At 60.9% G+C, this 25707-nt stretch carries 23 protein-coding genes; 12 read left to right on the plus strand and 11 right to left on the minus strand.

The features are described from left to right. Positions 1-50: 50 nt before the first annotated feature. From accC to torC, 8 genes are all read right to left on the minus strand, one after another. The gene (gene accC / locus NMD14_04580; GenBank protein ID XEI33704.1) at positions 51-1391 is read right to left on the minus strand and encodes an acetyl-CoA carboxylase biotin carboxylase subunit; all 1341 of its coding nucleotides are present in this window, start codon (positions 1389-1391) and stop codon (positions 51-53) included. Positions 1392-1406: 15 nt separating this feature from the next. Beyond that, complete coding sequence (gene accB / locus NMD14_04585; protein XEI33705.1) at positions 1407-1865, minus strand: acetyl-CoA carboxylase biotin carboxyl carrier protein; 459 nt, start codon at positions 1863-1865, stop codon at positions 1407-1409. Between the two features lie 36 nt (positions 1866-1901). Next, complete coding sequence (gene aroQ / locus NMD14_04590; GenBank protein XEI33706.1) at positions 1902-2351, minus strand: type II 3-dehydroquinate dehydratase; 450 nt, start codon at positions 2349-2351, stop codon at positions 1902-1904. A 288-nt stretch (positions 2352-2639) separates the two neighbouring features. After that, positions 2640-4586, minus strand: coding sequence for an acetate--CoA ligase (acs, locus tag NMD14_04595; GenBank protein ID XEI33707.1), 1947 nt, complete (start codon positions 4584-4586; stop codon positions 2640-2642). A 149-nt stretch (positions 4587-4735) separates the two neighbouring features. Then, complete coding sequence (locus NMD14_04600) at positions 4736-5104, minus strand: hypothetical protein (GenBank protein ID XEI33708.1); 369 nt, start codon at positions 5102-5104, stop codon at positions 4736-4738. 7 nt (positions 5105-5111) lie between these two features. Beyond that, the gene (torD, locus tag NMD14_04605; GenBank protein XEI33709.1) at positions 5112-5780 is read right to left on the minus strand and encodes a molecular chaperone TorD; all 669 of its coding nucleotides are present in this window, start codon (positions 5778-5780) and stop codon (positions 5112-5114) included. 99 nt (positions 5781-5879) lie between these two features. Further along, entirely contained in the window at positions 5880-8372 is a 2493-nt protein-coding gene (torA, locus tag NMD14_04610) for a trimethylamine-N-oxide reductase TorA (GenBank protein ID XEI33710.1), read from the minus strand. A 40-nt stretch (positions 8373-8412) separates the two neighbouring features. Further along, positions 8413-9579 carry a pentaheme c-type cytochrome TorC gene (gene torC / locus NMD14_04615; protein ID XEI33711.1) on the minus strand — a complete coding sequence of 389 codons (1167 nt, stop codon included), beginning with the start codon at positions 9577-9579 and terminating at the stop codon, positions 8413-8415. A gap of 145 nt (positions 9580-9724) precedes the next feature. Here torC and torR point away from each other — a divergent pair, with 145 nt between their 5' ends. Beyond that, a complete protein-coding gene (gene torR, locus NMD14_04620; GenBank protein ID XEI33712.1) occupies positions 9725-10438 on the plus strand; it encodes a two-component system response regulator TorR in 714 nt (237 codons plus the stop codon). A gap of 36 nt (positions 10439-10474) precedes the next feature. On the opposite strand, the gene NMD14_04625 is transcribed toward torR, so the two are convergent. Both NMD14_04625 and torT read right to left on the minus strand, forming a co-directional pair. After that, a complete protein-coding gene (locus tag NMD14_04625) occupies positions 10475-10879 on the minus strand; it encodes a GFA family protein (GenBank protein XEI33713.1) in 405 nt (134 codons plus the stop codon). Between the two features lie 37 nt (positions 10880-10916). After that, entirely contained in the window at positions 10917-11963 is a 1047-nt protein-coding gene (gene torT / locus NMD14_04630) for a TMAO reductase system periplasmic protein TorT (protein XEI33714.1), read from the minus strand. Positions 11964-12033: 70 nt separating this feature from the next. On the opposite strand from torT, the gene torS reads away from it, so the two are divergent. Beyond that, the gene (torS, locus tag NMD14_04635) at positions 12034-14856 is read left to right on the plus strand and encodes a TMAO reductase system sensor histidine kinase/response regulator TorS (GenBank protein XEI33715.1); all 2823 of its coding nucleotides are present in this window, start codon (positions 12034-12036) and stop codon (positions 14854-14856) included. A 51-nt stretch (positions 14857-14907) separates the two neighbouring features. On the opposite strand, the gene NMD14_04640 is transcribed toward torS, so the two are convergent. Continuing rightward, entirely contained in the window at positions 14908-15192 is a 285-nt protein-coding gene (locus NMD14_04640; GenBank protein XEI33716.1) for a hypothetical protein, read from the minus strand. A 325-nt stretch (positions 15193-15517) separates the two neighbouring features. Between NMD14_04640 and NMD14_04645 the strand changes: the two genes are divergently transcribed. The 10 genes from NMD14_04645 (at position 15518) to NMD14_04690 (ending at position 25650) form a co-directional block, all read left to right on the plus strand. Beyond that, positions 15518-16771 (plus strand): serine hydroxymethyltransferase, encoded by a 1254-nt coding sequence (locus NMD14_04645; GenBank protein ID XEI33717.1) that lies wholly within the window; start codon positions 15518-15520, stop codon positions 16769-16771. 150 nt (positions 16772-16921) lie between these two features. Continuing rightward, positions 16922-17371 carry a transcriptional regulator NrdR gene (nrdR, locus tag NMD14_04650; GenBank protein XEI33718.1) on the plus strand — a complete coding sequence of 150 codons (450 nt, stop codon included), beginning with the start codon at positions 16922-16924 and terminating at the stop codon, positions 17369-17371. Between the two features lie 199 nt (positions 17372-17570). After that, a complete protein-coding gene (gene ribD / locus NMD14_04655) occupies positions 17571-18680 on the plus strand; it encodes a bifunctional diaminohydroxyphosphoribosylaminopyrimidine deaminase/5-amino-6-(5-phosphoribosylamino)uracil reductase RibD (protein ID XEI33719.1) in 1110 nt (369 codons plus the stop codon). A gap of 55 nt (positions 18681-18735) precedes the next feature. Then, positions 18736-19389: a riboflavin synthase gene (locus tag NMD14_04660; protein ID XEI33720.1), complete on the plus strand. Its 654-nt coding sequence runs from the start codon at positions 18736-18738 to the stop codon at positions 19387-19389. A 149-nt stretch (positions 19390-19538) separates the two neighbouring features. After that, a complete protein-coding gene (gene ribBA / locus NMD14_04665) occupies positions 19539-20648 on the plus strand; it encodes a bifunctional 3,4-dihydroxy-2-butanone-4-phosphate synthase/GTP cyclohydrolase II (protein XEI33721.1) in 1110 nt (369 codons plus the stop codon). 358 nt (positions 20649-21006) lie between these two features. Next, positions 21007-21477 carry a 6,7-dimethyl-8-ribityllumazine synthase gene (gene ribE, locus NMD14_04670; GenBank protein XEI33722.1) on the plus strand — a complete coding sequence of 157 codons (471 nt, stop codon included), beginning with the start codon at positions 21007-21009 and terminating at the stop codon, positions 21475-21477. Positions 21478-21491: 14 nt separating this feature from the next. Continuing rightward, positions 21492-21905 carry a transcription antitermination factor NusB gene (nusB, locus tag NMD14_04675; protein ID XEI33723.1) on the plus strand — a complete coding sequence of 138 codons (414 nt, stop codon included), beginning with the start codon at positions 21492-21494 and terminating at the stop codon, positions 21903-21905. A gap of 57 nt (positions 21906-21962) precedes the next feature. After that, positions 21963-22922 carry a thiamine-phosphate kinase gene (thiL, locus tag NMD14_04680; GenBank protein XEI33724.1) on the plus strand — a complete coding sequence of 320 codons (960 nt, stop codon included), beginning with the start codon at positions 21963-21965 and terminating at the stop codon, positions 22920-22922. After that, a complete protein-coding gene (locus NMD14_04685; GenBank protein XEI33725.1) occupies positions 22919-23413 on the plus strand; it encodes a phosphatidylglycerophosphatase A in 495 nt (164 codons plus the stop codon). Before thiL ends, NMD14_04685 begins: the two co-directional genes overlap by 4 nt. Positions 23414-23925: 512 nt before the next feature. Beyond that, complete coding sequence (locus NMD14_04690) at positions 23926-25650, plus strand: ABC transporter ATP-binding protein (protein ID XEI33726.1); 1725 nt, start codon at positions 23926-23928, stop codon at positions 25648-25650. Positions 25651-25707 lie beyond the last annotated feature (57 nt).

Genomic DNA, 25707 nt, shown 5'->3' on the forward strand with positions numbered 1-25707 from the left:
CTCCTTGCGGAGCAGACTTCCATCGGAAGTCCGGTCTCTATCAGCGATCCTTACAGACCCAACTTCTTGTGCAGATAGTGGATATTGGTGCCACCGTGCTGGAAGTTTTCGTCTTTCATGATCTCTTTTTGCAACGGTACGTTGGTCTTGATCCCTTCCACTACCAGCTCGTCCAGCGCATGGCGCATGCGGGCGATGGCAATGTCACGATTCTCGCCGTAGCAGATCAGCTTGCCGATCATCGAATCGTAGTGGGGCGGTACCTTGTAACCGGCATAGATGTGGGAGTCCCAACGCACGCCCAGACCACCCGGCGCGTGGAAGCGCTGCACCAGACCCGGAGAGGGCATGAAGGTGGCCGGATCTTCGGCGTTGATCCGGCACTCGATGGCATGGCCACGGATGCGGATATCCTGCTGGGTGATCGACAGGGGCTGACCGGCGGCGATGCGCAGCTGCTCCTTGATCAGATCGATACCGGTGACCATCTCGGTGACCGGATGCTCAACCTGAATACGGGTGTTCATCTCGATGAAATAGAACTCGCCGTTCTCGTACAGGAACTCGAAAGTACCCGCACCGCGGTAGCCGATCTCGATACAGGCACGCACACAGCGCTCACCGATGAACTTGCGCATTTCGGCGGTGATGCCGGGTGCCGGCGCCTCTTCCACCACTTTCTGGTGGCGACGCTGCATGGAGCAGTCACGCTCGCCCAGATAGAGGGCGTTGCCCTGGCCGTCTGCCAACACCTGAATTTCGATGTGGCGCGGGTTTTCCAGGTACTTCTCCATGTAGACCATGTCGTTCTTGAAGAACTGGCCTGCTTCGGATTTGGTCAGGGCGATGGCACCCGCCAGTTCCGCTTCATTGCGCACCACGCGCATACCGCGACCACCACCGCCACCGGCGGCCTTGATGATCACCGGATAGCCGATGCGCTTGGCAATGGCGGCGTTGTGCTTGGCGTCGTTGTCGACGGGGCCGTCAGAGCCCGGTACGCATGGTACGCCCGCTTTCTTCATCGCTTCGATGGCAGAGACCTTGTCACCCATCAGGCGAATGGTCTCAGGCCTAGGGCCGATGAAGATGAAGCCGGATTTTTCGACCACTTCGGCGAAATCGGCGTTCTCGGAGAGGAAGCCGTAACCCGGGTGGATGGCCACGGCACCGGTTACCTCGGCGGCGGCGATGATGGCCGGGACGTTGAGGTAGGAGTCGGTACTGGCCGGTTTGCCGATACAGATGGATTCGTCGGCCAGCAGCACATGTTTGAGCTCCCGGTCGGCGGTGGAGTGAACGGCCACTGTCTTGATCCCGAGCTCTTTACAAGCGCGCAGGATCCGCAGGGCAATTTCACCGCGGTTGGCGATGACTACTTTGTCCAACATGGGTGGCGATTTCCCTTATTCGATGATGAACAGCGGCTCGTCAAATTCGACGGCCTGACCATTTTCAACCAGGATCGCTTTGATCACACCGGCCTTGTCGGACTCGATTTGGTTCATCATTTTCATGGCTTCGACGATGCACAGAGTGTCGCCGACATTGACGTGCTGACCCACTTCCGCGAACGGTTTGGCATCCGGGCTGGAGGAGCGGTAGAAGGAGCCAACCATGGGGGAGCGCATCAGGTGACCGCTCGGGGCGGCATCGGCGGCCGGTGCAGCGGCAACCGGGGCGGCAGCGGCAGGTGCGGCAACCGGAGCGGCTTGCTGCATCATCATCTGCGGCATGGCGGTGGTCACCTGACCGGAGAAGTTGCGGCTGATGCGAACGGACTCTTCACCTTCGGAGATCTCCAGTTCGGCGATGCCGGACTCTTCAACCAGTTCAATCAGCTTCTTGATTTTGCGGATATCCATTAGCATTCTCTTTCTTCTTTATCTGATCAGTGATTATCAAGCCGCGCGCAGATGGTGCACGGCCGCGGTTAAAGCGAATTGGTAGCCATCGGCCCCCAGACCACAAATGACCCCTTTGGCGACATCAGACAGATAGGAGTGATGACGGAACGGCTCCCTGGCATGGACGTTTGACAGGTGAACCTCGATAAAAGGGATGGCAACGCCCAGCAGCGCATCGCGGATGGCGACGCTGGTGTGGGTGAAGGCGGCTGGATTGATGATGATAAAATCCACCTGGCCCATGGCCTGATGGATGCGGCTGACCAACTCATGTTCGGCGTTGGATTGCAGATGTTCCAGAGTGACACCGAGTTCGCTGGCGTTAAGCTTCAGATCGGCGACGATCTCATCGAGCGTCTTGCTGCCGTAGATACCCGGTTCCCGTTTGCCCAGCAGATTCAGGTTTGGTCCGTTGAGCAGGAGAATTCGGTGATGTTGCGACATATTGAGTGCATCCTCGATGATAATGCTGCTATCTATCAGCTATCTTGTGGACTACCAGAAATCTAGCCATTTTCTGCGCAAATCGGTGTGCCCTGGCACACAGATTTCGCAATTATATTGATTTCGTGAAAATTAGCAGCATTTTACTGGTCTAATCTCTACATCTGGCTATTTATTGCGCGTTTCGGTCGGCAAGGCGCCGTGACTGCCGTCCTGCTGTTTGCTGGCGGATGAGAAACGATAAAGCCGGCGCAGGGCCGGCTTTATTGAGCAACAAACGAAGCGGGATCAGGCAGCTTCCGACTTCTCGCGGATAAGTTTGTCTACTACGCCCGGATCCGCCAGGGTGGAGATATCCCCCAGGCTGTCGGTCTCGCCGGTGGCGATCTTGCGCAAGATGCGGCGCATGATCTTGCCGGAACGGGTCTTCGGCAGCCCCTCCGCCCAGTGAATGACATCTGGCGTGGCGATGGCACCAATCTCCTTGCGGACCCACTCCTTCACCTCTTTGTGCAGCTCGCGGCTCGGTTCTTCCCCGGCGATCAGGGTGACATAGGCATAGATACCCTGACCCTTGATCTCGTGAGGAACCCCCACCACCGCGGCTTCAGCGATCTTGGGATGGGCCACCAGCGCCGATTCAATTTCGGCGGTACCCATGCGGTGGCCGGAGACGTTCAGTACATCATCCACCCGTCCGGTGATCCAGTAGTAGCCATCGGCATCGCGACGGGCACCGTCGCCAGTGAAGTAGCGACCCGGGAAGGTGGAGAAGTAGGTCTGCTCGAAGCGCTCGTGATCGCCGAATACGGTGCGCATCTGACCTGGCCAGGAGTCGGTGATCACCAGATTGCCCTCGGTGGCGCCTTCCAGTGGCTCGCCCATGTTGTCCACCAGCGCCGGTTGCACCCCGAAGAAGGGGCGGGTGGCCGAGCCCGGTTTCAGGTCGGTGACGCCGGGCAGCGGCGTAATCAGGATGCCGCCGGTTTCGGTCTGCCACCAGGTATCGACGATGGGGCAGCGTTCGTCGCCAATGGTGCGGTAGTACCACTCCCAGGCTTCCGGGTTGATGGGCTCGCCCACCGAGCCCATGATGCGCAGGCTCTGGCGCGAGGTGCCGGTGACCGCTTCGTTGCCCTTGGCCATCAGGGCGCGGATGGCGGTGGGGGCGGTATAGAGAATGGTGACTTGGTGCTTGTCCACTACCTGACTCATGCGGTTGGTGGCCGGGTAGTTGGGCACCCCTTCGAACATGATGGTGGTGGCGCCGTTGGCGAGCGGCCCGTAGACCAGATAGGAGTGACCGGTGACCCAGCCCACATCGGCGGTACACCAGTAGATATCCTGCTCGTGGTAGTCGAACACATATTTGAAGGTGAGGGTGGCGTAGACCAGATAGCCACCGGTGGTGTGCAGCACCCCTTTGGGTTTGCCGGTGGAGCCGGAGGTATAGAGGATAAACAGCGGATCTTCGGCGTTCATCGCCTCGGGCGGGCAGTCGCTGCTGACGGCGGCGGTCGCTTCGTGCCACCAGATGTCGCGGTGGTTGTGCCAGGCGACATTGCCGCCGGTGCGCTTGAGCACGATCACCTTGTTAACTTGGGTATCCGGGTTGGTGAGCGCTTCATCCACATTCTTCTTGAGCGGTACCGGACGGCCACCACGCAGCCCCTCGTCGGCGGTGATCACGATGCGCGAGCCCGAGTCGATGATACGGCCAGCCAGCGCTTCCGGCGAGAAGCCGCCGAAGACGATGCTGTGTACCGCGCCGATGCGGGTACAGGCCAGCATGGCGATGGCGGCTTCGGGCACCATGGGCATGTAGAGGCAGACCACGTCGCCGCGGTGAACCCCTTGTGCTTTCAATACGTTGGCAAACTTGCACACTTCGCTGTGCAATTCGCGGTAAGTGAGTTTGCGATCTTCGGCGGGGTTGTCCCCTTCCCAGATGATGGCGACCTTGTCACCCCGTTCGGCGAGATGGCGATCGAGACAGTTGGCTGAGACGTTGAGCTGGCCATCTTCAAACCATTTGATGGAGACATGGCCCGGATCGTAGGAGCTGTTCTTGACCTTGGTATAGGGGGTCATCCAGTCGAGGATTTTTCCCTGCTCTCCCCAGAAGGCGTCCGGATTGTCGATGGAGGCCTGATACATGGCCTCGTACCCGGCCTTGTCCAGCAGGGCGCTGTCGCTGATATGGGATTTGACCGGGTAGACCTTGCTCTCGCTCATCTGTCACTCCTTTGAATAGATCTTTTAATGGTTTCTTAACAACTTATACCTTTGGTGGCGGGGGGCAATTAGACTTTTGGATAGGCGGCAACAGTTGGTTACAGGACAAAGAGTGACGATTAATCGGTGAGCGGGTAAAGAGGGCGGGGTTATCCCTTCTGGCGACCAAACGCCTGAATACCGCGCACAAATACCAGCCAGCCGATCAGATGGAATGGGAGGGCCAGCAGATAGAGCAGCAGAAAGTGTGACTGGTTGCCACTGCTGTTGATGAAGTCGATCCAGGCGGCCAGCAGCGCCAGCATGCCGGCGATCTGGAAGCGGCGGCGCAACACCACCTCGACGCCGAGATTGGCAAGGTAGAGGGTGAGCAGGATGCCGGCAAAGCCGGTGAGCTGGGCGGTGCCGTAGAGCTCGCGATCCGGGTTGAACAGCAGCGCAATCAGGGGGGTAATGCCCTGATCCAGCGGGATCAGGGCCAGCAGCCAGCATGCAATCAGAAGCAGGGCTGTCTTCATCTCGGGCTCAGTCGGCGGACGGTGCCGGTTTGACCAGAGAGAGATAGTTGGCATCCATCTTGAGGAAAACCCCCAGCAGACGGGCACTGGCACCGTAGAAGCCAAACCGGTCGGCGGCGCGACAGGCGCTTTCGAACTTGTCGAACCAGCCCAGCAGATGACCGTGCAGCAGCGCTTCCTGTTCGTCGAGCCAGTTTTCCCGCTCGGCGGCGCTCTTTGCTTCCGCTGCGCGGATGATGAGGTTGCCCATCAGATCCAGCTCGATGGCCAGATGGTCGGCAGGCTCTTTGTATTTATCGCTGACATTGATGCCGAGGCGATCGAGGCGGGCCTGCATCTCGGCCATCGGGGCCTGCATCAGCAGTTTGGCCTCGCCACGATAGAGCGATTCGTAGGGCAGGGGGCCCTGCTTGGGATCCACCAGAAACAGGCCAGCGAAGTCGGCGGCCAGTTCCAGCTGGCGATCCGGGCGCACCAGCAGGCGAGCGATGGCGTCATTGAGTTCGGCCACGGCGTCGCGCATCGGATCCAGGGTCGAGAGGCTTTTCAGAAAGCTTCGCACATCATAGGTGTCATATTCGGCGATCTGCTCATCACTGAGTTCGGCGGCGAACAGGGTGGAGAACCACCAGTAGAGTTCGGCCCGGCGTTCGCTGGTAGCCATAAATTCCTGCATTTTTCCTCCGTGGATGGCAATCGGGAGCCTTGATGGCTCCCGATTCTAACGACTTTAAAAATAAAGGAAACTCAAGGGGGCGCTTTCGTCCCCCCGGGGTCAGAGTGCCGGGAACATGGGGTCGATGCCCTTGGCCGATTCCGGCGCGCCGAACGCGGTGACGGCGGGCGCCGGTCCGTGGAACTTCTCGATCTCCACCAGCGCAGTGTGGGCCGTGGTGGCCTGTGCCAGGCTGGAGGAGCCGATGTCGGCGGTCAGCACATTGGGATCGCCGTAGGTACAGAGCGTACCGACCTTGCCGCCCTCTTGCGGCCCATACCAGGCCCCTTCCTGAATGCGCACCACGCCGGGGGCGTAGTCATCGCTTACCACCAGACCAGCCAATACCTGACCGCGGCTGTTGAACACCCGCACCAGATCGCCGTCCTTGAGGCCACGGGATTTGGCATCCTGCGGATTCATGTAGACAGGCTCGCGACCCTGTACTGTGTAGGTGGCGCGGTAGTTGTCGGAGGAGCAGAGCTGGCTGTGCAGCCGCTTGTCCGGGTGGCAGGATTGCAGGTGCAGCGGGTACTGTTTGCTGCCCGGCCCGCCGTGGGAGCGCTCGTAGGGTTCGATCCAGACCGGGTGGCCCGGGCAATCCCCATAGCCGTAGTCGGCGATGGTCTTGGAGTAGATCTCGATAAGGCCGGACGGAGTACCGAGGGGTTCCAGATCCGGCTCCTGACGGAACGACTCGTGACGCACCCAGGGTTGGCCAGTCGGGAAGGTGACGAAGCCTTCGCCGTGCCAGAACTGGCTGAAACGGGGCAGACGAATGCCGATGCCGCGGCCCTGCAGGCGGGCGTCGTCATAGATGCTCTGGATCCACTCCTGCTTGCTCTTGCCACCGGTGAACTCGGCCTCGCGACCGAAGCGACGGCAGAGATCGGCGAAGATGTCGTAGTCATCGCGCGCCTCGAACAGCGGCTCCACCACCTTGTACATGGCCAGAATGCCCGCATTGGAGTGAGAACCCCACTGCTCGATGTCATCCCGCTCGTAGGTGGTGGTGGCGGGCAGCACGATATCGGCGAAGCGGCAGCTGGCGGTCCACTGGTGATCGATGCTGACCACGGTTTCCAGCTTGCGCCAGGCCGCGACCATCTTGTTGCGATCCTGCTGGTGGTGGAACGGGTTGTTGCCGCAGAACACCGCCATCTTCATGTGGGGGTAGGTGATGGTCTGGCCGTTGAAGGCGATCTGCTTGCCCGGATTGAGGATGCAGTCGACGAAACGGGCCACCGGAATGTATTTGGAGTAGCCCTTCCAGTCGCCGTCATGGAGCGGCTTGGCCCCGGGAATGACCGAGCTGAAACCTGACATGATAGGGCCGCTGGAGGTGATGGTGCCCGCCCCGTTGTAGTGCCAGCCAAAGCCGTAACCGCCGCCCGGCAGGCCGATCTGGCCAATCATCGAGGCCAGTACCACCAGCATCCAGGCGTACTGTTCGCCGTGGTGCATGCGCTGCACACACCAGCCGCCGATAAGCTGGGTGCGGCCGCTGCTCATGGCGCGGGCTAGCTCGCGGATGGTCTCGGCAGGGACGCCACAAATGGCGGCGGCCCACTCGGCGTCCTTCACCTGACCATCGCTGGTGCCCAGCAGGTAGGGCAGGAACTTGTCAAAGCCGGTGGTGTAGTTCTTCAGGAACGCCTCGTCGTGGCGCTTCTCGCTGTAGAGGGTGTGGGCGATGCCCAGCATCAGCGGCACATCGGTCTGCGGATTCAGGGTCACCTGATCGCAGTTGAGGTACTTTTGGGTCTTGGATTTGACCGGATCGACACTGATCACCCGGATCTCGCCCTTGGCCACCTTCTCTCTCAGCTGTGCCCAGTAGTCGTAGACGCTGTGATCCGGCACCAGCCAGCCCACTTGCAGGTTCTTGATGGGATCGGAGCCCCAGATGACGATGGTTTTGCTGTGCTCCAGCACCAGCGGCCAGGAGGTCTGCTGTTCATACACCTCCATCGCGCCCGCCACGTGGGGCAGGATCACCTGGGCGGCGCCGGTGGAGTAGTCACCGGCCTTGGCCAGATAGGTGCCGTGCAGGTTCATGGCGCGTCCCAGCATGGCGCCAGCGGAGTGCAGCTTGCCCACCGACTGCCAGCCGGAGTGACCGGCATAGAGGGCGCTCGGGCCATAGGTCTTCTGCACCCGCTCCAGCTCGTGATAGAAGAAGTCCAGCGCCTGGGACCAGGTCACCCGCACGAAGCGGTTCTGGCCGCGTTCGCTGGTGTCGGACTGGTGGCCCTTGCGCAGCCAGTCCAGCCGCACCATGGGATAGCGGATGCGGGAGGGGTTGTAGACCACCTCACTCAAGGCCTTGAGCATGTCGGTGGGGTGCTTGTCATGCTCGAACGGCAGGGTCTCGACCCAGCGCCCATCGACCACCCGGGCACGGAAGGCGCCCCAGTGGGAGCCGGACTGCACCAGTTTTTCGCCGGACTCGGCGGCCATCACGGCGCGACCGAGCAGGGAGGGGCCGATCAGGGCAGAGGCACCGCTGGCCAGCAAGCCACCCAGAAAACCACGACGGGAAATATTGATCATCTTGTTATTCCTCTCTCGGATCCGGAACTCGAATCCGGACTTAGTGGCTGCCCTGACCACCGGTATCGGCGGCATGGTTTTGCAGGTATTTGAGCAGGGTGCGCTCCTCTTCCTTGCTCAGGCGATAGTAGGCAGACATCGCTTTGAGTCCCGAGATCCAGCCGTTGGCAGTGAAGTGAGCGGGATCCGGCGCGCCGTGGCAGGAGTTGCAGGTGGATTTGTACATCTCGCCGGCGTAATCCCAGATCGGCTTGAGCGAGGACTCAAAGCCCTTGCCATCGACCCAGGCCTGCACCTGAACCTGCTCCCACTTGATATGGGTGGCGCTGTCGGTCTCCTGCTTGAGCACTTTCTCGCTCGCTTTCAGTTCGTCACGGATGGTGGCGACGAAGACCCGCTTGCCCATGTATTCGCTCAGCACCCGGCCCTTGCCATCGCTCTCGCGCCACCCTTCGATGGTCACCTTGAGGCGATCGCCGCTGCGGTCCACCACGTCGATGCGGGAGGCAGGCAGCAGTTTGCCGACCGGGTCGCTGCTCTGTTCGCTGGCATAGAGATCTTTTTCACCCAGGTTGTAGAGGGTCTCGGCGGCTGGCGCCTGTTGCGCGTCGTTGACCAGGGTGGCGTAAGTGGCCCGGAAGCCGCCCGCCATGTTGGGCAGTTCGTGGGCGATGCCCTTGTGGCACTCGATGCAGTTCATGTTCTTCGCCGCCGCGTCTTTCATCGCCAGCGCGGCCGCCGGGGACTGCTTGGCGTGATCCATGTTGTCGTAGCTGTGGCAGGACTTGCAGGTCTTGGAGTTCTGGCTGCTCATCCGTGCCCACACCTTCTCGGCCAGATGCAGGCGCCGGTCCTCGAACTTTTCTTGGGTGTCGATGCTGTGGCCTATGTACTCCTGATAGAGGTCGTTGGCCGCCTCCATCTTGCGGGCCACCTTGCCGACAAAGTCCTTCGGCTGGTGACAGTCGGTACAGACCGCCTGTACCCCTGAGGCATTCTTGAAGTGGATGGACTCCTTGTACTCCGGATAGACGGTGTCTTTCATGGAGTGGCAGGAGATACAGAATTCGAGGCTGCTGGTTTTCTCAAAGCCGTAGTGCAGGCCGACGGTGCCCGCGAGGGTGACGCCGATGCCCACCAGAAGCAGCGCCAGTACCGACCAGCGGCGGCTGGGGGTGCGCAGGAAGTGCCACAGTTTTTTCATCATGCTCTCTCACATCACTTTTTTGATGGGAGCCATGATAGGGAGGCGTTGTGAACAGGGCTGCCACCACAAATTAATGAAATAGGGGTATTTATGACAAAATGTGAATAGAATAATCCTCCCTTGTCGACCATCGTGAACCCTGCCCATGAGCTACCACATTCTGGTTGTTGAAGATGATGCGGTTACCCGCGAGAAGCTGACCGGCTATTTCGAGCGGGAGGGCTATCGGGTGACGGCGGTCGAAAACGGCCAGGAGATGCGCGCCGTGCTGGCGGAGCAGAGGGTCGATCTGGTGATGCTGGATATCAACCTGCCGGGGGAAGATGGTCTGCTGCTGACCCGTGAACTGCGGGCGCGCAGCACGGTGGGGATCATTCTGGTCACCGGCCGCAGCGATGCGGTGGACCGGATTGTCGGCCTCGAGATGGGGGCCGATGACTATGTCACCAAGCCGTTCGAGCTCAGGGAACTGCTGGTGCGGGTCAAGAATCTGCTGTGGCGGATCTCGCTGGCGGCCGCCGCGCCGAGCGAGCCTGCGGTGGCTGACGATGCGGTGCGCTTTGGCCCCTGGCGTTTTGATATTCCCCGCCGCCAGCTCAGCAAGGACGGAGTGCCGGTGCGTCTGACCAAGGCCGAATATGAAGTGCTGGTGGCCTTTGTCGCCCATGCCGGGCGGGTGCTCAGTCGGGAGCGGATCCTGACCCTTATCAGCCATCGCGGCGATGGCCCGAGCGATCGCACCATCGATGTGTTGATCCGGCGGCTGCGCGGCAAGATGGAAGCGGATCCTCGGGATCCCCAGCTGTTTGTCACCGTCCATGGTGAAGGCTATCTGTTTGCTGGCGAGATAGCCTTCTGACTGCGGCGTAGTGGTCTTGGCCTGTTTGACCGGGTATCAGACCGGCGGGCGGGTATCAAATTGCGGGCAGTCGTCGCCAATCTGGTGCCAGGGCGCCTTGGAGCCGACGAAGATGTGAAATGCGGGCCGCTGGCTCGGCACATCGTCCAGTACCCCGAGGCGCAGGTTGATCTTGCCGCTGCTGCTCTTCTGGCTGAACAGGCTGGAGCCGCAGTGACGACAGAAAGCCAGGGTGGTCTCTGCCGATTTCTGGTAGCGGCTGATGGCATCAATGCCCTTTACGATGGTGACCTTGTTGCCATCCAGTCCGCCGACAGAGGCGTAATCTCCCCCTGAAAACTTGCGGCATTCGCTGCAGTGGCAGTTACCCATATAGTCGAATTGATCCGGCAGGGTCAGGGCAACGGCGCCGCACAGGCAGCTGGCATGTAACTCTTTCATCTCTTCTCCTTGAGTGTGTTAATCGGATTTGGAACGGCTATTCGACCCGATAGACGGGACGAAAAGCGCCATCCGAGAGGGAATCGGCGGGGTCTGCCAGCGGTGCAGACAGCGTCAGAATGGGTGGCCCCATCACCCGCGGGCACTGCTCGGCACTGGCATCAGGGTGTTGCAGCAGGCAGACCGCCTGAGCGACCGCAAGGCGCCCCTGCAGCCGCATCTGATCGCTGTTGGCGGCCAGGACCTTGCCTCGGCGCAGGCCACGCTGTACCCCGTGGCTGAAGTAGGTGCTCAGCACCTGGGGCCTGTCGAGATGGCGCTGCGCCAGCTCGTTGACCGCCACTTCGGCGGCGATGGCCCCCCCCACCAGATAGTCGAGGTCGGGATAGCGGGCCAGCGTCTGCTGCACTAGCGTGCGCTGGATTTCCCGGCTGTTGTCGCCGCGCTCGGTGGTGACCAGCTTGATGGCGCTTCCCTTGATGGCATCGGCAAAGCCCGGCTCGACGAAGTTGTTGCCGCCACTTGCCTGCGGGCCGGGGAAGAGGGCGACCGAGACCGGCTTGCTGCCGGCGGGGTGGCGCTGCGCCAGCCAGTGGCCGATTTGCCAGCCCATCTGGTACCAGGAGACCCCCACCTTGGCCTGCACCAGACCGCTGGGTAGATCGTTGACCAGCCCAAAGACCGGCAGCGGCGTGGCCTTGATGGCCTCGCGCAAGCCCAGATAGCTCACCGCGCCGAGCAAGATGGCGTCGCTCCCTTCCTGCACGCAACGCTGCAACTGCTGGCGCTGCTCGGCGAGGGCGCCATAGCCCCCCGCTTCGTGGATCTGCAACTTGACTCCCAGCCGCTTCGCCTCGTCCACCATGCCCTGATTGACCGAGAGCCAGTAGGCGTCGCGCAGATGGGGGTAGAGGGCACAGAGGGTCAGCGGTTGGGTTGCGGCAGCGGGTTCCGGCCACTGCTGGCGCACCGGCTGGCCGCTGAATTCGCCGCCGGGCCAGATATCGACTGCAAAGGCGAGGGCGGCGCGAGGCAGCGTGAGCAACCACATGAGCAACAACGGGGAGAGATAGACGCTTCGCATGGCCAGGGGTTTTGTTAAAGTGTTGGGCCATATTATCCGGTCAAAGCCGACCACAACCAAGGGACTTCCCGTGAGAATCTTTTCTGGCCTGGGTGGCAAGTTGCTGCTGGCCTTCTCCCTGATGGCGTTGCTGACCCTCAGTGCCTCCCTGCTGGGCTGGGTGGGGCTTAGTCATCTGCGCCAGCTGGAGCAAGGAGTGCAGCAGACTCTGGTCGATCAGGAGCTGGCCCGCACGCTCTCTCGCCTCAGCGGCGAGATCCAGAGCGCGTCGCGGCTGCTGGCCACCGCAACCAGCGAGCAGGAGCGGGAGCATCAGGGACGCCTGCTCACCCTGCAGGGGCAACAGCTTCAACAGGTGCTGGCGCAACTCGGCCGTGGGCAGGGTTCAACAAGCCTCGATCAGCTCAGCCAGAGCATTATCGGCAATCTGGGTCAGCAGGGTTGGCTGGTGGGAGAGCGACTGACCCTGATGGTGCAGGGTGAAGCGCGGCGGGCCCGTCTGGTGGCGGCAGCTGGGCAGATTGCCGAGCTGGCGCGCAGCCAGATGGAGAACGCCGAAACCGTGATGGTGGCGGGATTGGGTTCCCTCTACCAACAGCAAGGCACGCAAGCGGCCCGGACGCTGGATCGCTTGCTGGAGCAGGATCTCGACTGGCTGGAGCAGATGACCGAGTTGCGTCATCGCACTTTGATGCAGCAGCAGCGCATTGAGGAGATGTGGCGCAGCGAACGGCAGGAACAGTTGCAAACGCTATTGCAAGAGGGGCAGCGGGAGCTGGCCATCTTGCAACTGCGGGCCGGGGCGGTGACCGATCCGGCCCGCCGGCAGGCGGTGGAGCTGGCGCTGACCGTGCTGGCGCAGAGTGACAAGCTGGTGCAACTGCGCAGCGACTGGCTCGGCAAGGGAGAGGCGCTGCGGTTGCTGGCTAATGCCAACGAAGCCCTGATGAGCAGCCTCAACCAGCAGGTCGGTGAGCTGGTCAGCCGTGCCCGCGATTCGCTGGGGCAGAGCCAGCAGGCGCTAAGCCAGCGTCTCAGGCTGCTGGAGCAGGCGTTGATGGGTATTGGCCTGCTCACGCTGGTACTGCTGATGCTGCTGATGTGGCGCATGGTCTACGGCCGGATCGTCTGGCCGCTGCAACGGGCGGTGGCGGGGATGAGCCGGTTGGCTCGCGGGGATCTGACCCCCCTTGAGCCGATCGCCAGTGCCGGGCGCGATGAGCTGGCGGAGCTGGGCCGGGCCCTGCAGGTGTTTCGTGACAATGCAGTGGAGCTGGGCCGCTATCAGCGCGAGTTGGAGTCGCGGGTCGAGGAGCGCACCGGCCAGCTCAGCCACGCCAACGAGCGGCTCAATGAGGAGGTGGAGAAGCAGCGGCAGGCTCGCGCCGAGGCGGAGCAGGCCAACCGGGCCAAGTCGGTGTTTCTCGCCACCATGAGCCACGAGATCCGCACCCCCATGAACGGCATTCTGGGCGGTCTGACACTGCTGGAAGATACCCACCTCAGCGAGACCCAGCAGCGCTATCTGGCCGCCATCGAGCACAGTGGCGAATCCCTGCTGGAGATCCTCAACGACATTCTCGACTACTCCAAGATAGAGGCGGGCCATGTGGAGGCGCGCCGCGAGCCCTTCCCCCTGTTCCAGCTGGTGGATGAGCTCAGCGCGTTGTTTCGGCCAAAGGCGGCGGCTAAGGGGGTCACCCTGGCGCTGGAATATGCGCCCGGGCTGGCGTCTGTGGTCGAGGGGGATCTGGGCAAACTGCGCCAGGTGCTCGGCAACTTGCTCGGCAATGCGGTCAAGTTTACCGCCCGTGGCCAGATTACCCTGACGGTAGCGCCCCTTGTCTGTCAGGGCCCTTGCGCCGAGCCCTGCATCCGCTTCGTAGTGCGCGATACCGGCCCCGGCATTCCGGCCGATGAGCAGGAGGCTGTGTTCGAGGCGTTTCGCCAGCGCCAGCGCGACATAGGCCATCAGGGCGGCACCGGGCTGGGACTGGCGATCAGCCGCAAATTGGTGGCCGCCATGGGGGGCGAGCTGATCCTTGCCAGCGAACCGGGCAAGGGGTGTGAATTCAGCTTCAGCCTGCCCTTGCAAAGCTCAAGCGCCCAACTGCCCGCCGAGGCGCAACCGCTGCACCTTGGCCAGTCCCGCGACATCCTGTTGGTGGAGGATAACGAGATCAACCGCTTGGTAGCGCATGGCATGCTGACCCGCCTCGGCCATCGCGTGACTCTGGCGGAGGATGGTCGCAGTGCGCTGGCGCTGGTGACCGAGCGCCTCTTCGAGCTGGCGTTGCTCGATATCAATCTGCCCGATATGGACGGCATTACCCTGCGCGAGGATCTGGCTGCCATCAGTGAAGAGGTGCATGAGCGGCCGCTGCCCGCCATCGCCATCTCGGCCCAGATGTATCCGGAGGATATCCGCCACTGCCTCGCCGCCGGTTTCGTCGATTTTGTTGGCAAGCCGGTGCGGTTGGCGGTGTTGGCCAATGCCATTGAAGGGCTGTTTCGGCAGGATGGGGCCTCTATCGAGCCGCCTGTGCAGTTATCTGCCGCGCCCTCAACTAACCAGCCAGAGTGGGCCAATCCGGTGCTTGATGCCGATCTGCCCCTGCTCGGCATGGCGCGGATCCGCCAGCTGGTCACGCTGTTTGAGTCGCAAGGGCGGGTGTTGGTGGACGAGTTGGCTCAGGGGGAGGGGAGTGAGCAGCGGCAGCTGGCGCACAAGCTAAAGGGGAGTGCGCTGGCGCTGGGGTTGACCGGGTTTGCCAGCCACTGTGCGGCCCTAGAGGCGGGAGGTGGTGAGCCTGGGGCAATCGGGGTGCAATTTGACGCGGCGGTGAGCGGGTTGCAGCTCTGGCTGGCGGCCAACAGGGATGCGCAGCCCTGATCCCTGTTGGCGATGCACAACGTTCAGAGGGGGTGGCCAGCCCCTGCGCCGTTATTCGATCTCGCGAAACAGCACCTGCTTGCACTTGGCGCAGACCCATTCCCGGCGAAAATCGGTCAGGTGCACCATGCCCACCTCCAGCAACTCGTGATGGCCGCAGTGGTGGCAGAAGATGATGTCGCCATCGACTGATTCAGGGTGGGCCGCCAGATATTCGGCTTTGGTGGGGAGCTGATCCCACGAGGTGGTGGAAACATGTTTGCGCTGGCTGGTGTAGTAGACCCAGTAGAACAGAAAAAAGACAGCCAGGATCACGAATGTCAGCAGATGGTCCATCTTGAACTCCTCCGGTTAGGTGCAGCCCCTCGGATGCATGGCTGCAATCAGCTCCATCATCATTAAATTTGTTTCGAATGAATATGTTACAGGATGGATCACGATGGCGTTGTGATCCCCTTCGGGTTTTACCCGCCCAACCGCGGGATGAAAAATGTGTCGTTTGGCGAAGGGGCCAGGGTATTGAACGGGGAGGGAATCTTGCTTTTTACAACATAAATTCAACATTTTTTTAGGTGGTTGGACTGTCTCTTTGATCCAGCTCACGTTACAATGCCCGGGCCCACTTCACCTAACGCGCAAACGATTTTCAGGAGAGAAACGGATGTTGAAACGTGACATGACCATCGCCAATTATGATCCGCAATTGTGGCAGGCCATCACAGACGAAACCCGTCGTCAGGAAGAGCATATCGAGCTGATTGCGTCTGAGAACTACACCAGCCCCCGTGTCATGGAAGCCCAGGGCTCCCAGCTGACCAACAAGTACGCCGAAGGTTACCCCTCCAAGCGTTACTACGGTGGTTGCGAGTATGTGGATGTGGTCGAAACCCTGGCCATCGAGCGCGCCAAAGAGCTGTTCGGTGCCACTTACGCCAACGTGCAGCCGCACTCCGGCTCCCAGGCCAACAGCGCCGTTTACATGGCGCTGCTGCAACCGGGCGACACCGTACTGGGCATGAACCTGGCCCACGGCGGTCACCTGACCCACGGCTCTCCGGTCAACTTCTCCGGCAAGCTCTACAACATCATTCCTTACGGTATCGATGAGTCCGGCAAGATTGACTACGACGAGATGGAGCGTCTGGCCATTGAGCACAAGCCGAAGATGATGATCGGTGGCTTCTCCGCCTACTCCGGTATCGTTGACTGGGCTCGCATGCGCGAAATCGCCGACAAGATCGGTGCCTACCTGTTCGTCGACATGGCCCACGTGGCTGGCCTGATTGCCGCTGGCGTCTACCCGAACCCGGTGCCCCACGCTCACGTGGTCACCTCCACCACCCACAAGACCCTGGCCGGTCCGCGCGGTGGTCTGATCCTCTCCGCCGCTGACGACGAGGAGCTCTACAAGAAGCTCAACTCCGCCGTCTTCCCGGGTGGTCAGGGTGGCCCGTTGATGCACGTCATCGCCGGCAAAGCCGTTGCCTTCAAAGAGGCGCTGGAGCCCGAGTTCAAGACCTATCAGGCTCAGGTCGTGAAAAACGCCAAGGCGATGGCTGCGACCTTTATCGAGCGCGGTTACAAGATCGTCTCCGGCGGTACCGACAACCACCTGATGCTGGTTGACCTGATCGGCCGCGAGCTGACCGGTAAGGATGCTGACGCTGCGCTGGGCAAAGCCAACATCACCGTCAACAAGAACTCCGTGCCTAACGACCCGCGCTCCCCGTTCGTCACTTCCGGTGTGCGGATCGGTACCCCGGCCATCACCCGCCGCGGTTTCAAGGAAGCCGAGTCCATCGAGCTGACCCACTGGATCTGCGACGTACTGGACAACCACGACAACGATGCCGTGCTGGCCACCGTGCGCGAGAAGGTGCTGGATATCTGCCGCCGTCTCCCGGTCTATGGCTGATAAGCCAGACCGTTCGGTTTGAGACCAATGCCACCTGCGGGTGGCATTGTTTTTTCAGGCTTTTACCGGTTTTGGATGGCCATGCTACACTGGCCGACCTAGATCCTGGCCCGCCGGGCCGGTCCCTGTTCCATTAACGCCGGAGGTCCGATGCATTGCCCATTCTGTAGTGCGGTTGATACCAAGGTGATCGATTCCCGTCTGGTGGCAGAAGGCCATCAGGTGCGCCGCCGTCGTGAGTGTCTGCTCTGTCACGAGCGTTTTACCACCTTCGAGATGGCCGAGCTGGTGATGCCCCGCGTCATCAAGTCAAATGGCTCGCGCGAGCCGTTCAACGAAGATAAGCTGCGCGCCGGCATCCTGCGGGCGCTGGAGAAGCGGCCGGTGAGCATGGAGGCCATCGAAAAGGCGGTCAACCATATCAAATCCCGCCTGCGAGCCACCGGTGAGCGCGAAGTCGCCTCCGAGCTGGTGGGCAATCTGGTGATGGATGAGCTCAAGAATCTGGACAAGGTGGCCTATATCCGCTTTGCCTCCGTCTATCGTAGCTTCGAAGATATTCGCGAGTTCGGTGAAGAGATCGCCAAATTGGAGAAATGATGGTATCGGATGGGCAGGCGGATATCCGCTTTGCCCCTCTCTACCTCAGGACACGCAGATATCCGCGAATTTGGTGAAGAGATCGCCAAATTGGAGAAGTAAACCGCCATTCTCACCCATGTTGCCGCGTCCGATTACGCTGCGCTAATCGAACCTACGATACTGCGTAAAGTCGAGATGTGTTGTCAAAGGAGCCCGAATGTTTAGTCAAGATGATTACCAATGGATGAGTCGGGCCCTCGAACTGGCCCGCCGCGGCCGCTACACCACGGCCCCCAACCCCTGCGTCGGTGCCGTGCTGGTCAAGGATGGCGTGGTGGTGGGCGAAGGGTGGCATCAGAAGGCGGGCGAGCCCCATGCCGAGGTCTATGCCCTGCGCGCTGCCGGTGACAACGCCCGTGGCGCCACCGCCTATGTGACCCTCGAACCCTGCTCCCACCACGGTCGTACTCCCCCCTGCGCCGAAGCGCTGATTAAAGCCGGTGTGGCCCGGGTAGTGGCGGCCATGGTTGATCCCAATCCCCAGGTGGGCGGGCGTGGCCTGCGGATGCTCTCCGAAGCGGGTATCAAGACCGATTTTGGCCTGCTGGCGAGCGAAGCCGAAGCGCTCAATCCGGGCTTTTTCAAGCGGATGCGTACCGCCTTCCCGCGGGTGACCGTCAAGCTGGGGGCCAGTCTCGATGGCCGCACCGCCATGGCGAGCGGCGAGAGCCAGTGGATCACCTCCCCCGATGCGCGTCGTGACGTGCAGCGGCTGCGGGCCAGTCACGATGCGGTGCTCTCCAGCGCCGAAACCGTGCTGGCCGATGGCGCTTCCCTGACCGTGCGCTGGGACGAGCTGCCCCCCTCGGTCAAGGCGAGTTATCCCAAAGAGACCCTGCGCCAGCCGCTGCGGGTCATTGTCGATTCGCAAAACCGGCTCACCCCCGATCTGCCGCTGTTCCAGAGCGAGAGCCCAGTGCTGCTCGCTCGCCACAAGGCGTCCGGCGAGTGGCCCGCGTGGGCGCAGCAGCTGGAGCTGCCGCTGCTGGATGGCAAGCTGGATCTGGTCAGCCTCTTCATGCTGCTGGCCAAACAGAACATCAACTCGGTTCTGGTCGAGGCGGGCCCGCGGCTGTGCGGCGCCCTGCTGGATAAGGGATTGGTGGATGAGCTGGTGCTCTATCAGGCGCCCAAACTGATGGGGGATGAGGGGCGCGGCCTGTTCCATCTGCCGGGCCTGACCCGGCTGTTCCAGGCCCCCAAGCTCAACATCAAGGATGTGCGCATGGTCGGCCAGGATATTCGCATTACCGCCAAAATAGCCTGATTTATCAATATTTAAGGGGGCATTATCTGCCCCCGTCATCAGCAAGGTGATCTGCATGTTTACCGGAATTATCGAAGCGGTGGGAACCCTGGCCGAACTGCGCCGTCAGGGCGACGACATGGCCCTCACCGTCCATGCACCAGGCCTGGATTTTAGCGACGTCAAACTGGGCGACTCCATCGCCACCAACGGTGTCTGCCTCACCGTCGTGGCGCTGGGCGACAAGAGCTATACCGCCGATGTGTCGCTGGAAACCCTCTCCCGTACCGGTTTTGCCGCGGCCAAAGTGGGTGATCGGGTCAACCTCGAGAAGGCGCTGATGCCTACCTCCCGCCTCGGCGGCCATCTGGTCTCCGGCCACGTGGACGGGGTAGGTGAAGTGAAAAGCGTCTCCAGCAGCGGCCGCGCCATCGAGTACTGGATCAAGGCGCCGGGGGAGCTCTCCCGCTACATCGCCGAGAAGGGCTCCATTGCGGTGGATGGCATCAGCCTCACCGTCAACGCCGTGCAGGGCGACCTTTTCCGCCTGACGATCGTGCCCCACACCGCGCAGGAGACCACCATCGCCAGCTGGAGGCCGGGTCACAAGGTCAACCTGGAGGTGGATCAGATCGCCCGTTATCTGGAGCGGTTGATGATGGGCAAGCCCCAGGAGAGCAGTGCCTCGACCCTGACCATGGAGACGCTGGCCAAGGCCGGTTTTCTCTAATGGTGTGCGCTAAATCCGGCCACCAAAACGATTTTCTGTGATCCCGCTCTGATTGAAATGGGGCCGTTCGCCCCAATCTAGAGCAATATACACTCGCATTTGCGTTGAGCCTGCTGGCTCGACCCCCAAGCACACTGATGGAGTAGCCCATGGCGCTGAGCACAACCCAGGAAATCATTGCCGATATCAAGGCGGGCAAGATGGTGATCCTGATGGATGACGAAGACAGGGAGAACGAAGGTGACCTCATCATGGCCGCCTCCTGCGTCCGTCCGGAGGATATCAACTTCATGGCCCGCTACGGCCGTGGCCTCATCTGCCTGACGCTGACCCGGGATCGCTGCAAGCAGCTGGCGCTGCCGCTGATGGTGGATCGCAACAATGCCCAGTTCTCCACCGCCTTCACCGTGACCATCGAAGCGGCCGAAGGGGTGACGACCGGTATCTCCGCCGCCGATCGCGCGGTGACCGTGCAGGCGGCGGTGGCGCCCAATGCCAAGGCGGCCGATCTGGTGCAGCCGGGCCATATCTTCCCGCTGATGGCGCAGGATGGCGGCGTGCTGACCCGTGCCGGTCACACCGAGGCGGGCTGCGATCTGGCCCGTCTGGCCGGTTACGAGGCGGCTTCCGTCATCGTCGAGATCCTCAACGAGGATGGCTCCATGGCGCGCCGTCCGGATTTAGAGATCTTCGCCGAACAGCACGGCATCAAGCTTGGTACCATTGCCGACCTTATCGAGTACCGCAACCAGCACGAGACCACGGTCGAGAAGGTGGCCGAGTGCAAGCTGCCCACCGAGTTTGGCGAGTTTGACCTCATCACCTTCCGCGACACCATCGACAATCAGGTTCACTTCGCCCTGAAAAAGGGTGAGGTTCAGGCCGATCAGCCGACGCTGGTGCGCGTCCATCTGCACGATGTGCTGAGCGATTTGCTGCTGACCGACCGCCACGCTGCCCGCAGCTGGCCGCTGCCCAAATCCATGGCGCGCATCGCCAGCGAAGGCGGGGTGCTGGTGATTTTGGGGGCGGAATCCCATGGCGAGGAGCTGCTGGCCCGGGTCAAGGGCTTTGAAGCCGCCGACAAGGGGCTGGCGCCGGAAGGGGCCAAGTGGCAGGGCACCTCACGCCGGGTTGGCGTGGGCTCCCAGATCCTTAAGGCGCTCGGCGTGAGCAAGATGCGTCTGCTGAGCTCGCCGAAGAAGTACCATGCCCTCGGCGGTTTCGGGCTGGAAGTGGTTGAGTACGTCGGCGAGTAAAGTTCCACCAGAGAAGTTCCATCCCCTCCCGGGTGGTTTCGGGCTGGAAGTCGTGGAATACGTCGGCGAGTAAAGGACTCAAGGTTCTACCAGAGAAGTACCATCCCCTTCCGGGTGGTTTCGGTTTGGAAGTGGTTGAGTACATCGGCGAGTAAAGTTCCACCAGAGAAGTACCATCCCCTTCCGGGCGGTTTCGGTCTGGAAGTAGTGGAATACATCGGCGAGTACGCGCGCCGGACTGGTTAAATCGTGATCATGGCTGTCTATTGCGGCCATGGTTTTTGTCGTGGGTCTGTTGTGCTAGAATGTGCGCACTTTTGACTCCGGCCCTTTTGATTGCACAGATACAGGATTTCCAATGAAGGTTATCGAAGGAAATATCGCCGCTCCTGAGGCGCGCGTTGCTATTGTTGTTGCCCGTTTCAACAGCTTCATCAACGACAGTCTGGTGAACGGCGCGGTGGACGTACTGAAGCGTCAAGGTCAAGTGCAGGACAGCAACCTGACACTGGTAAAAGTGCCGGGCGCGGTTGAAATGCCATTGGTCATCAAGAAGCTGGCCAAGAGTGGTCAATACGACGCCATCGTGGCGGTCGGTACTGTCATCCGTGGCGGCACCTACCACTTCGACCTGGTGGCAAACGAGAACAGCAAGGGCATGGCCCAGGTAATGATGGAATATGAAATTCCCGTTGCCTTCGGTGTGCTGACCACTGAAAACATTGAACAAGCCATCGAGCGTGCAGGTACCAAGGCGGGTAACAAGGGTGCAGAGGCTGCACTGGCAGCGCTCGAAATGATCAACGTCCTGAAAGAACTGGACGTGTAACGAGGAGAAGTACATTGAAACCGTCTGAGCGCCGTAAAGCCCGCCATTGCGCCACCCAGGCCATCTACCAGTGGCAGATGACCAAGGCTAACGTGGGTGACATCGAAGAGCAGTTCAAGATCGATCAGGACACCAAGGGTGTAGACCTGAGCTATTTCCGCGATCTGCTGTTCGGGGTAGCCCTCCACTGCAACGAGCTGGACAAGGTGTTTGCACCTTACCTCTCCCGTCCGCTGGAAGAAGTGGACATGGTGGACAAGGCGATCCTGCGTCTGGCGACCTACGAGCTGACCCGTCGTGATGATGTACCGCCGCGCGTGGTCATCAACGAAGCGATCGAGCTGGCCAAAGCCTTCGCCGCCGATGACAGCCACAAGTTTGTCAACGGTGTACTGGACAAGGTGATCAAGTCGCTGAACAAGCGTTGATCCTGCTGTCCGTCAGCATCTAAGAGAGGAGCCAGCTTATTGCTGGCTTTTTACTGTATGGGTGAATTTGAGCTGATTGATAAGTACTTCAAGGTTCCCCACGCCCGCAAGGACGTGGTGATGGGCCCTGGAGATGACTGTGCCCTGCTGACCCTGCCCCCCGATACCCAGCTGGCGGTGAGCACCGACACTCTGGTGAGCGGCGTACACTTCTTTCCCGACATGGATCCGGTAGATCTCGGCTACAAGGCGCTGGCGGTCAATCTCTCCGATCTCGCCGCCATGGGGGCCGAGCCGCGCTGGGTGTCGCTGGCGCTGACCCTGCCTGCCATCAACGAAGGTTGGGTTGCCGGTTTTGCCGAAGGGTTCCTGGAGCTGGCCGAGTACTACAACGTCGCGCTGGTGGGGGGAGATATGACCCGCGGGCCGCTCTCCATCACCATTTCGGTGAAGGGGTCGGTGCCTGCCGGGCGCGCCCTGATGCGCAGCGGCGCCAAAGCCGGTGACGGCATCTATGTCACCGGCACTCTGGGGGATGCCGCGCTGGCGCTCTCCCACCTGCTGGGCAAACGCACCCTCAACGAGAACCAGCTGGCGGCCGTGCTGCCACGGCTCGACCATCCGCATCCCCGCATTCTGGCGGGTCAGGCGCTGCGCGGGCTGGCGGGCAGTGCGCTGGACCTCTCCGACGGTCTGGCATCGGATCTCGGCCATATCCTCAAAGCGTCCGGCGTGCGGGCCCAGATCGATCTCGATCTGCTGCCGCTCTCGCCGGTGCTGCAGGATGCGGTGAGCGAGCAGGAGGCGTGGCAACTGGCGCTGGCCGGTGGCGATGACTACGAGCTCTGTTTTACCGTACCGGAGGAGCACCGCGGCGCGCTCGATACGGCGCTGGCCCACAGCGGGGTCAAGTTCAGCCGCATCGGCCGTATCGTGGCGGGCGAGCCCGGCATCGACTACCTGCGTGGCGAACAAGTGGTGGCGTTGCAACTGAAAGGGTGGGATCACTTCGCATGAGTTTGTTCAGGATAAAACCCGAGCTGACACGACTGGATCTGAAAAATCCGCTTCATTTTTTAGCGGTGGGGTTTGGTTCCGGTCTCAGCCCCAAGGCGCCGGGCACCATGGGCACCCTGGCGGCCATTCCGCTCTATCTGCTGGTGAGCGGTCTGCCGACCCACTGGTTCATCGCCTTGCTGGCGGCGGGCTTTGTGGTGGGGATCCGCATCTGCCAGAGCGCTACCGATGCCATCGGCATGCCGGATCACGGCGCCATCGTCTGGGACGAGGTGATTGGTTTTGGTGTCACCATGATCGCCGCGCCAGCCGGTTGGGAGTGGGTGGTGGCGGGCTTCGCGCTGTTCCGGTTGTTTGATGTGCTTAAGCCCTGGCCCATCTCCTGGTTTGATCGCCGCATTCATGGCGGATTCGGCATCATGCTGGACGATCTGATCGCCGGCCTGTTCGCCCTGTTTTGTATGCAATTACTGGCGTTCTGGCTCGGCTGAATGCCACCTTCCGGGGGATGACCGTTCTGGCATCCCCCGATTTATCTCTGCTTAATTTTCATTCATCGGCATATGCTGCCGTTTATCATCCATTTCACATAAATATTCACTACTCATTCGGAGCTTGCGATCGTTTTTGAAATAGTGATAAATGCTGCTTGTTGCGCTATTGTTGAAATTAAAGTAATGATACAGATAGATGTACGGATGCACCGGCCATTTATGTGATAAAAATCATCATTTATCTCTACTGAATTGGTTGTTATCTGCACAAAACATTGCGGAATTGTATAACTCAATCATTTACACCCGTGGTCAAACCGTCTAAGTTACTCGCGGGTTATTCCAAAAAAATGCAAAAAACCCGCCCGGATCGCTGGTTTCGCTGCCTCATGGATTGAGCGTTTTTTATTCTATAAACACTCAATATCAACTGCCCAAGGTAACAACCGGCATCTGCGGCTGATTTACGGACGAATTATTTGGGACGGATGTCCCCCGCAGAGGTAAACATGTCCTTGCTCGAAGTAAAGAACTTGCGGATCGAGTACCCCTCCCGCTACGGGGTGCTGGCCGCGGTGAAGGATCTCTCTTTCTCTATCGAAAAGGGTGAGATTGTCGGGGTGGTCGGTGAATCCGGCGCCGGCAAGTCCACCATCGGCAACGCCGTTATCGATCTGCTCAGCCCCCCCGGGCACATTGCCCGTGGCGATATCTATCTCAATGGCGAGCTTATCTCCGGCAAGAGCCAGAACGAGATGCGGGCCATCCGTGGCTCCCGTATCGGGTTCATCTTCCAGGACCCCATGACCTCCCTCAACCCGCTGTTCACCGTTGAGCATCAGCTGGTGGAGACCATTCTGGCCAATACCGACCTCTCTCGCGAGGCTGCTTTTGCCAAGGCGCTGGCGCTGATGGGGGCGGTGGGGATCCCGCAGCCGGAGCTGCGCATCAAGCAGTATCCGCACCAGTTCTCCGGTGGCATGCGTCAGCGGGTGGTGATTGCCATCGCGCTCTCCTGCGATCCGGAGCTGATCATCGCCGATGAGCCGACCACGGCGCTGGACGTCTCCATTCAGGATCAGATCCTCCAGCTTATCCGCACCCTCTGCAAAGAGCGTCAGGTGGGCTGCATGCTGGTGACTCACGACATGGGGGTGGTCTCCAACGTCACCGACAAGGTGGCGGTGATGTATCGCGGTGATCTGGTGGAGTTCGGCACCACCGAGCAGGTGCTGGGCAGCCCCAATCACCCCTATACCCGCAGCCTCATCTCGGCGGTCCCCCGCTCCGACGTGAAGCTGGTGCGCTTCCCGCTGGTCTCCTATATCGAGGATGCCAGTGCGCCGGAAACCAATATCGACCTCAAGACCCACTGGCTCGGCCAGAGTCAGGACGAGCGTGCCTATGAAGGGGCGCTGCTGCGGGTGGAGAACGTCGATCTGAAGTTCGTCACCAAGGACTCCATCTTCCCGAGCCGCCGCCAGTATGTGCGGGCCTGCAACAACATCAGCTTCGAGATCTTCGAAGGGGAGACCTTCGGTCTGGTGGGGGAGTCCGGCTCCGGCAAATCGACCATTGCCCGCGCCATCACCGGCCTCTATCCGCCTGATACCGGCAAGATCTTCTTCGAGGGGATCGATCTGACCGCGCTCAAGAGCGAGCGTGAGCGCCGTCCGCTGCGCCGCCAGATGCAGATGGTGTTCCAGAACCCCTATTCGTCAATGAACCCGCGGATGAAGGTGCGCGACATCATTGCCGAGCCGATCCGCTTCCATCAGCTGGCGAGCAGCGAGAGCCAGATCGAGGGGATCGTCAACGATCTGCTGGATCACGTCGGGCTCGGCCGCGGTGCCGGGGTCAAGTATCCCCACGAGTTCTCCGGCGGCCAGCGCCAGCGCATCTCCATCGCCCGCGCCCTGGCCACGCGCCCGCGTTTTCTCATCTGCGACGAGCCAACCTCGGCGCTGGATGTGTCGGTGCAGGCCCAGATCCTCAACCTGCTCAAGGATCTGCAGCAGGAGCTCAAGCTCACCATGTTGTTCATCAGCCACGATCTGCCGGTGATCCGTCAGATGTGCGACCGCATCGGGGTGATGCAGCACGGTCATCTGGTGGAAGTGGCCGAGACCGAGAAACTCTTTACCAATGCCGAGCATGAGTACAGCCGCAAGCTGATCTCCCTCATGCCGGAGTTCAAGGGAATGTCCCGCGAGGGGCTGGAAATCGCAAGCTAGGATTGGGCCGGTGCGCCGGTCTGCTTGTCAAAAAAAGTGTCATAAAAAAGCCAAAAG

Origin of the sequence: Aeromonas veronii, from assembly GCA_041319085.1 — a bacterium.
Lineage (GTDB): Bacteria > Pseudomonadota > Gammaproteobacteria > Enterobacterales > Aeromonadaceae > Aeromonas > Aeromonas veronii_F.

Bases quoted from the DNA above. Each gene is read 5' to 3' on its own strand.
- accC (XEI33704.1), bottom strand. From the start codon at position 1,391: ATGTTGGACAAAGTAGTCATCGCCAACCGCGGTGAAATTGCCCTGCGG.
- accB (XEI33705.1), bottom strand. From the start codon at position 1,865: ATGGATATCCGCAAAATCAAGAAGCTGATTGAACTGGTTGAAGAGTCC.
- aroQ (XEI33706.1), bottom strand. From the start codon at position 2,351: ATGTCGCAACATCACCGAATTCTCCTGCTCAACGGACCAAACCTGAAT.
- acs (XEI33707.1), bottom strand. From the start codon at position 4,586: ATGAGCGAGAGCAAGGTCTACCCGGTCAAATCCCATATCAGCGACAGC.
- NMD14_04600 (XEI33708.1), bottom strand. From the start codon at position 5,104: ATGAAGACAGCCCTGCTTCTGATTGCATGCTGGCTGCTGGCCCTGATC.
- torD (XEI33709.1), bottom strand. From the start codon at position 5,780: ATGCAGGAATTTATGGCTACCAGCGAACGCCGGGCCGAACTCTACTGG.
- torA (XEI33710.1), bottom strand. From the start codon at position 8,372: ATGATCAATATTTCCCGTCGTGGTTTTCTGGGTGGCTTGCTGGCCAGC.
- torC (XEI33711.1), bottom strand. From the start codon at position 9,579: ATGATGAAAAAACTGTGGCACTTCCTGCGCACCCCCAGCCGCCGCTGG.
- torR (XEI33712.1), top strand. From the start codon at position 9,725: ATGAGCTACCACATTCTGGTTGTTGAAGATGATGCGGTTACCCGCGAG.
- NMD14_04625 (XEI33713.1), bottom strand. From the start codon at position 10,879: ATGAAAGAGTTACATGCCAGCTGCCTGTGCGGCGCCGTTGCCCTGACC.
- torT (XEI33714.1), bottom strand. From the start codon at position 11,963: ATGCGAAGCGTCTATCTCTCCCCGTTGTTGCTCATGTGGTTGCTCACG.
- NMD14_04640 (XEI33716.1), bottom strand. From the start codon at position 15,192: ATGGACCATCTGCTGACATTCGTGATCCTGGCTGTCTTTTTTCTGTTC.
- NMD14_04645 (XEI33717.1), top strand. From the start codon at position 15,518: ATGTTGAAACGTGACATGACCATCGCCAATTATGATCCGCAATTGTGG.
- nrdR (XEI33718.1), top strand. From the start codon at position 16,922: ATGCATTGCCCATTCTGTAGTGCGGTTGATACCAAGGTGATCGATTCC.
- ribD (XEI33719.1), top strand. From the start codon at position 17,571: ATGTTTAGTCAAGATGATTACCAATGGATGAGTCGGGCCCTCGAACTG.
- NMD14_04660 (XEI33720.1), top strand. From the start codon at position 18,736: ATGTTTACCGGAATTATCGAAGCGGTGGGAACCCTGGCCGAACTGCGC.
- ribBA (XEI33721.1), top strand. From the start codon at position 19,539: ATGGCGCTGAGCACAACCCAGGAAATCATTGCCGATATCAAGGCGGGC.
- ribE (XEI33722.1), top strand. From the start codon at position 21,007: ATGAAGGTTATCGAAGGAAATATCGCCGCTCCTGAGGCGCGCGTTGCT.
- thiL (XEI33724.1), top strand. From the start codon at position 21,963: ATGGGTGAATTTGAGCTGATTGATAAGTACTTCAAGGTTCCCCACGCC.
- NMD14_04685 (XEI33725.1), top strand. From the start codon at position 22,919: ATGAGTTTGTTCAGGATAAAACCCGAGCTGACACGACTGGATCTGAAA.
- NMD14_04690 (XEI33726.1), top strand. From the start codon at position 23,926: ATGTCCTTGCTCGAAGTAAAGAACTTGCGGATCGAGTACCCCTCCCGC.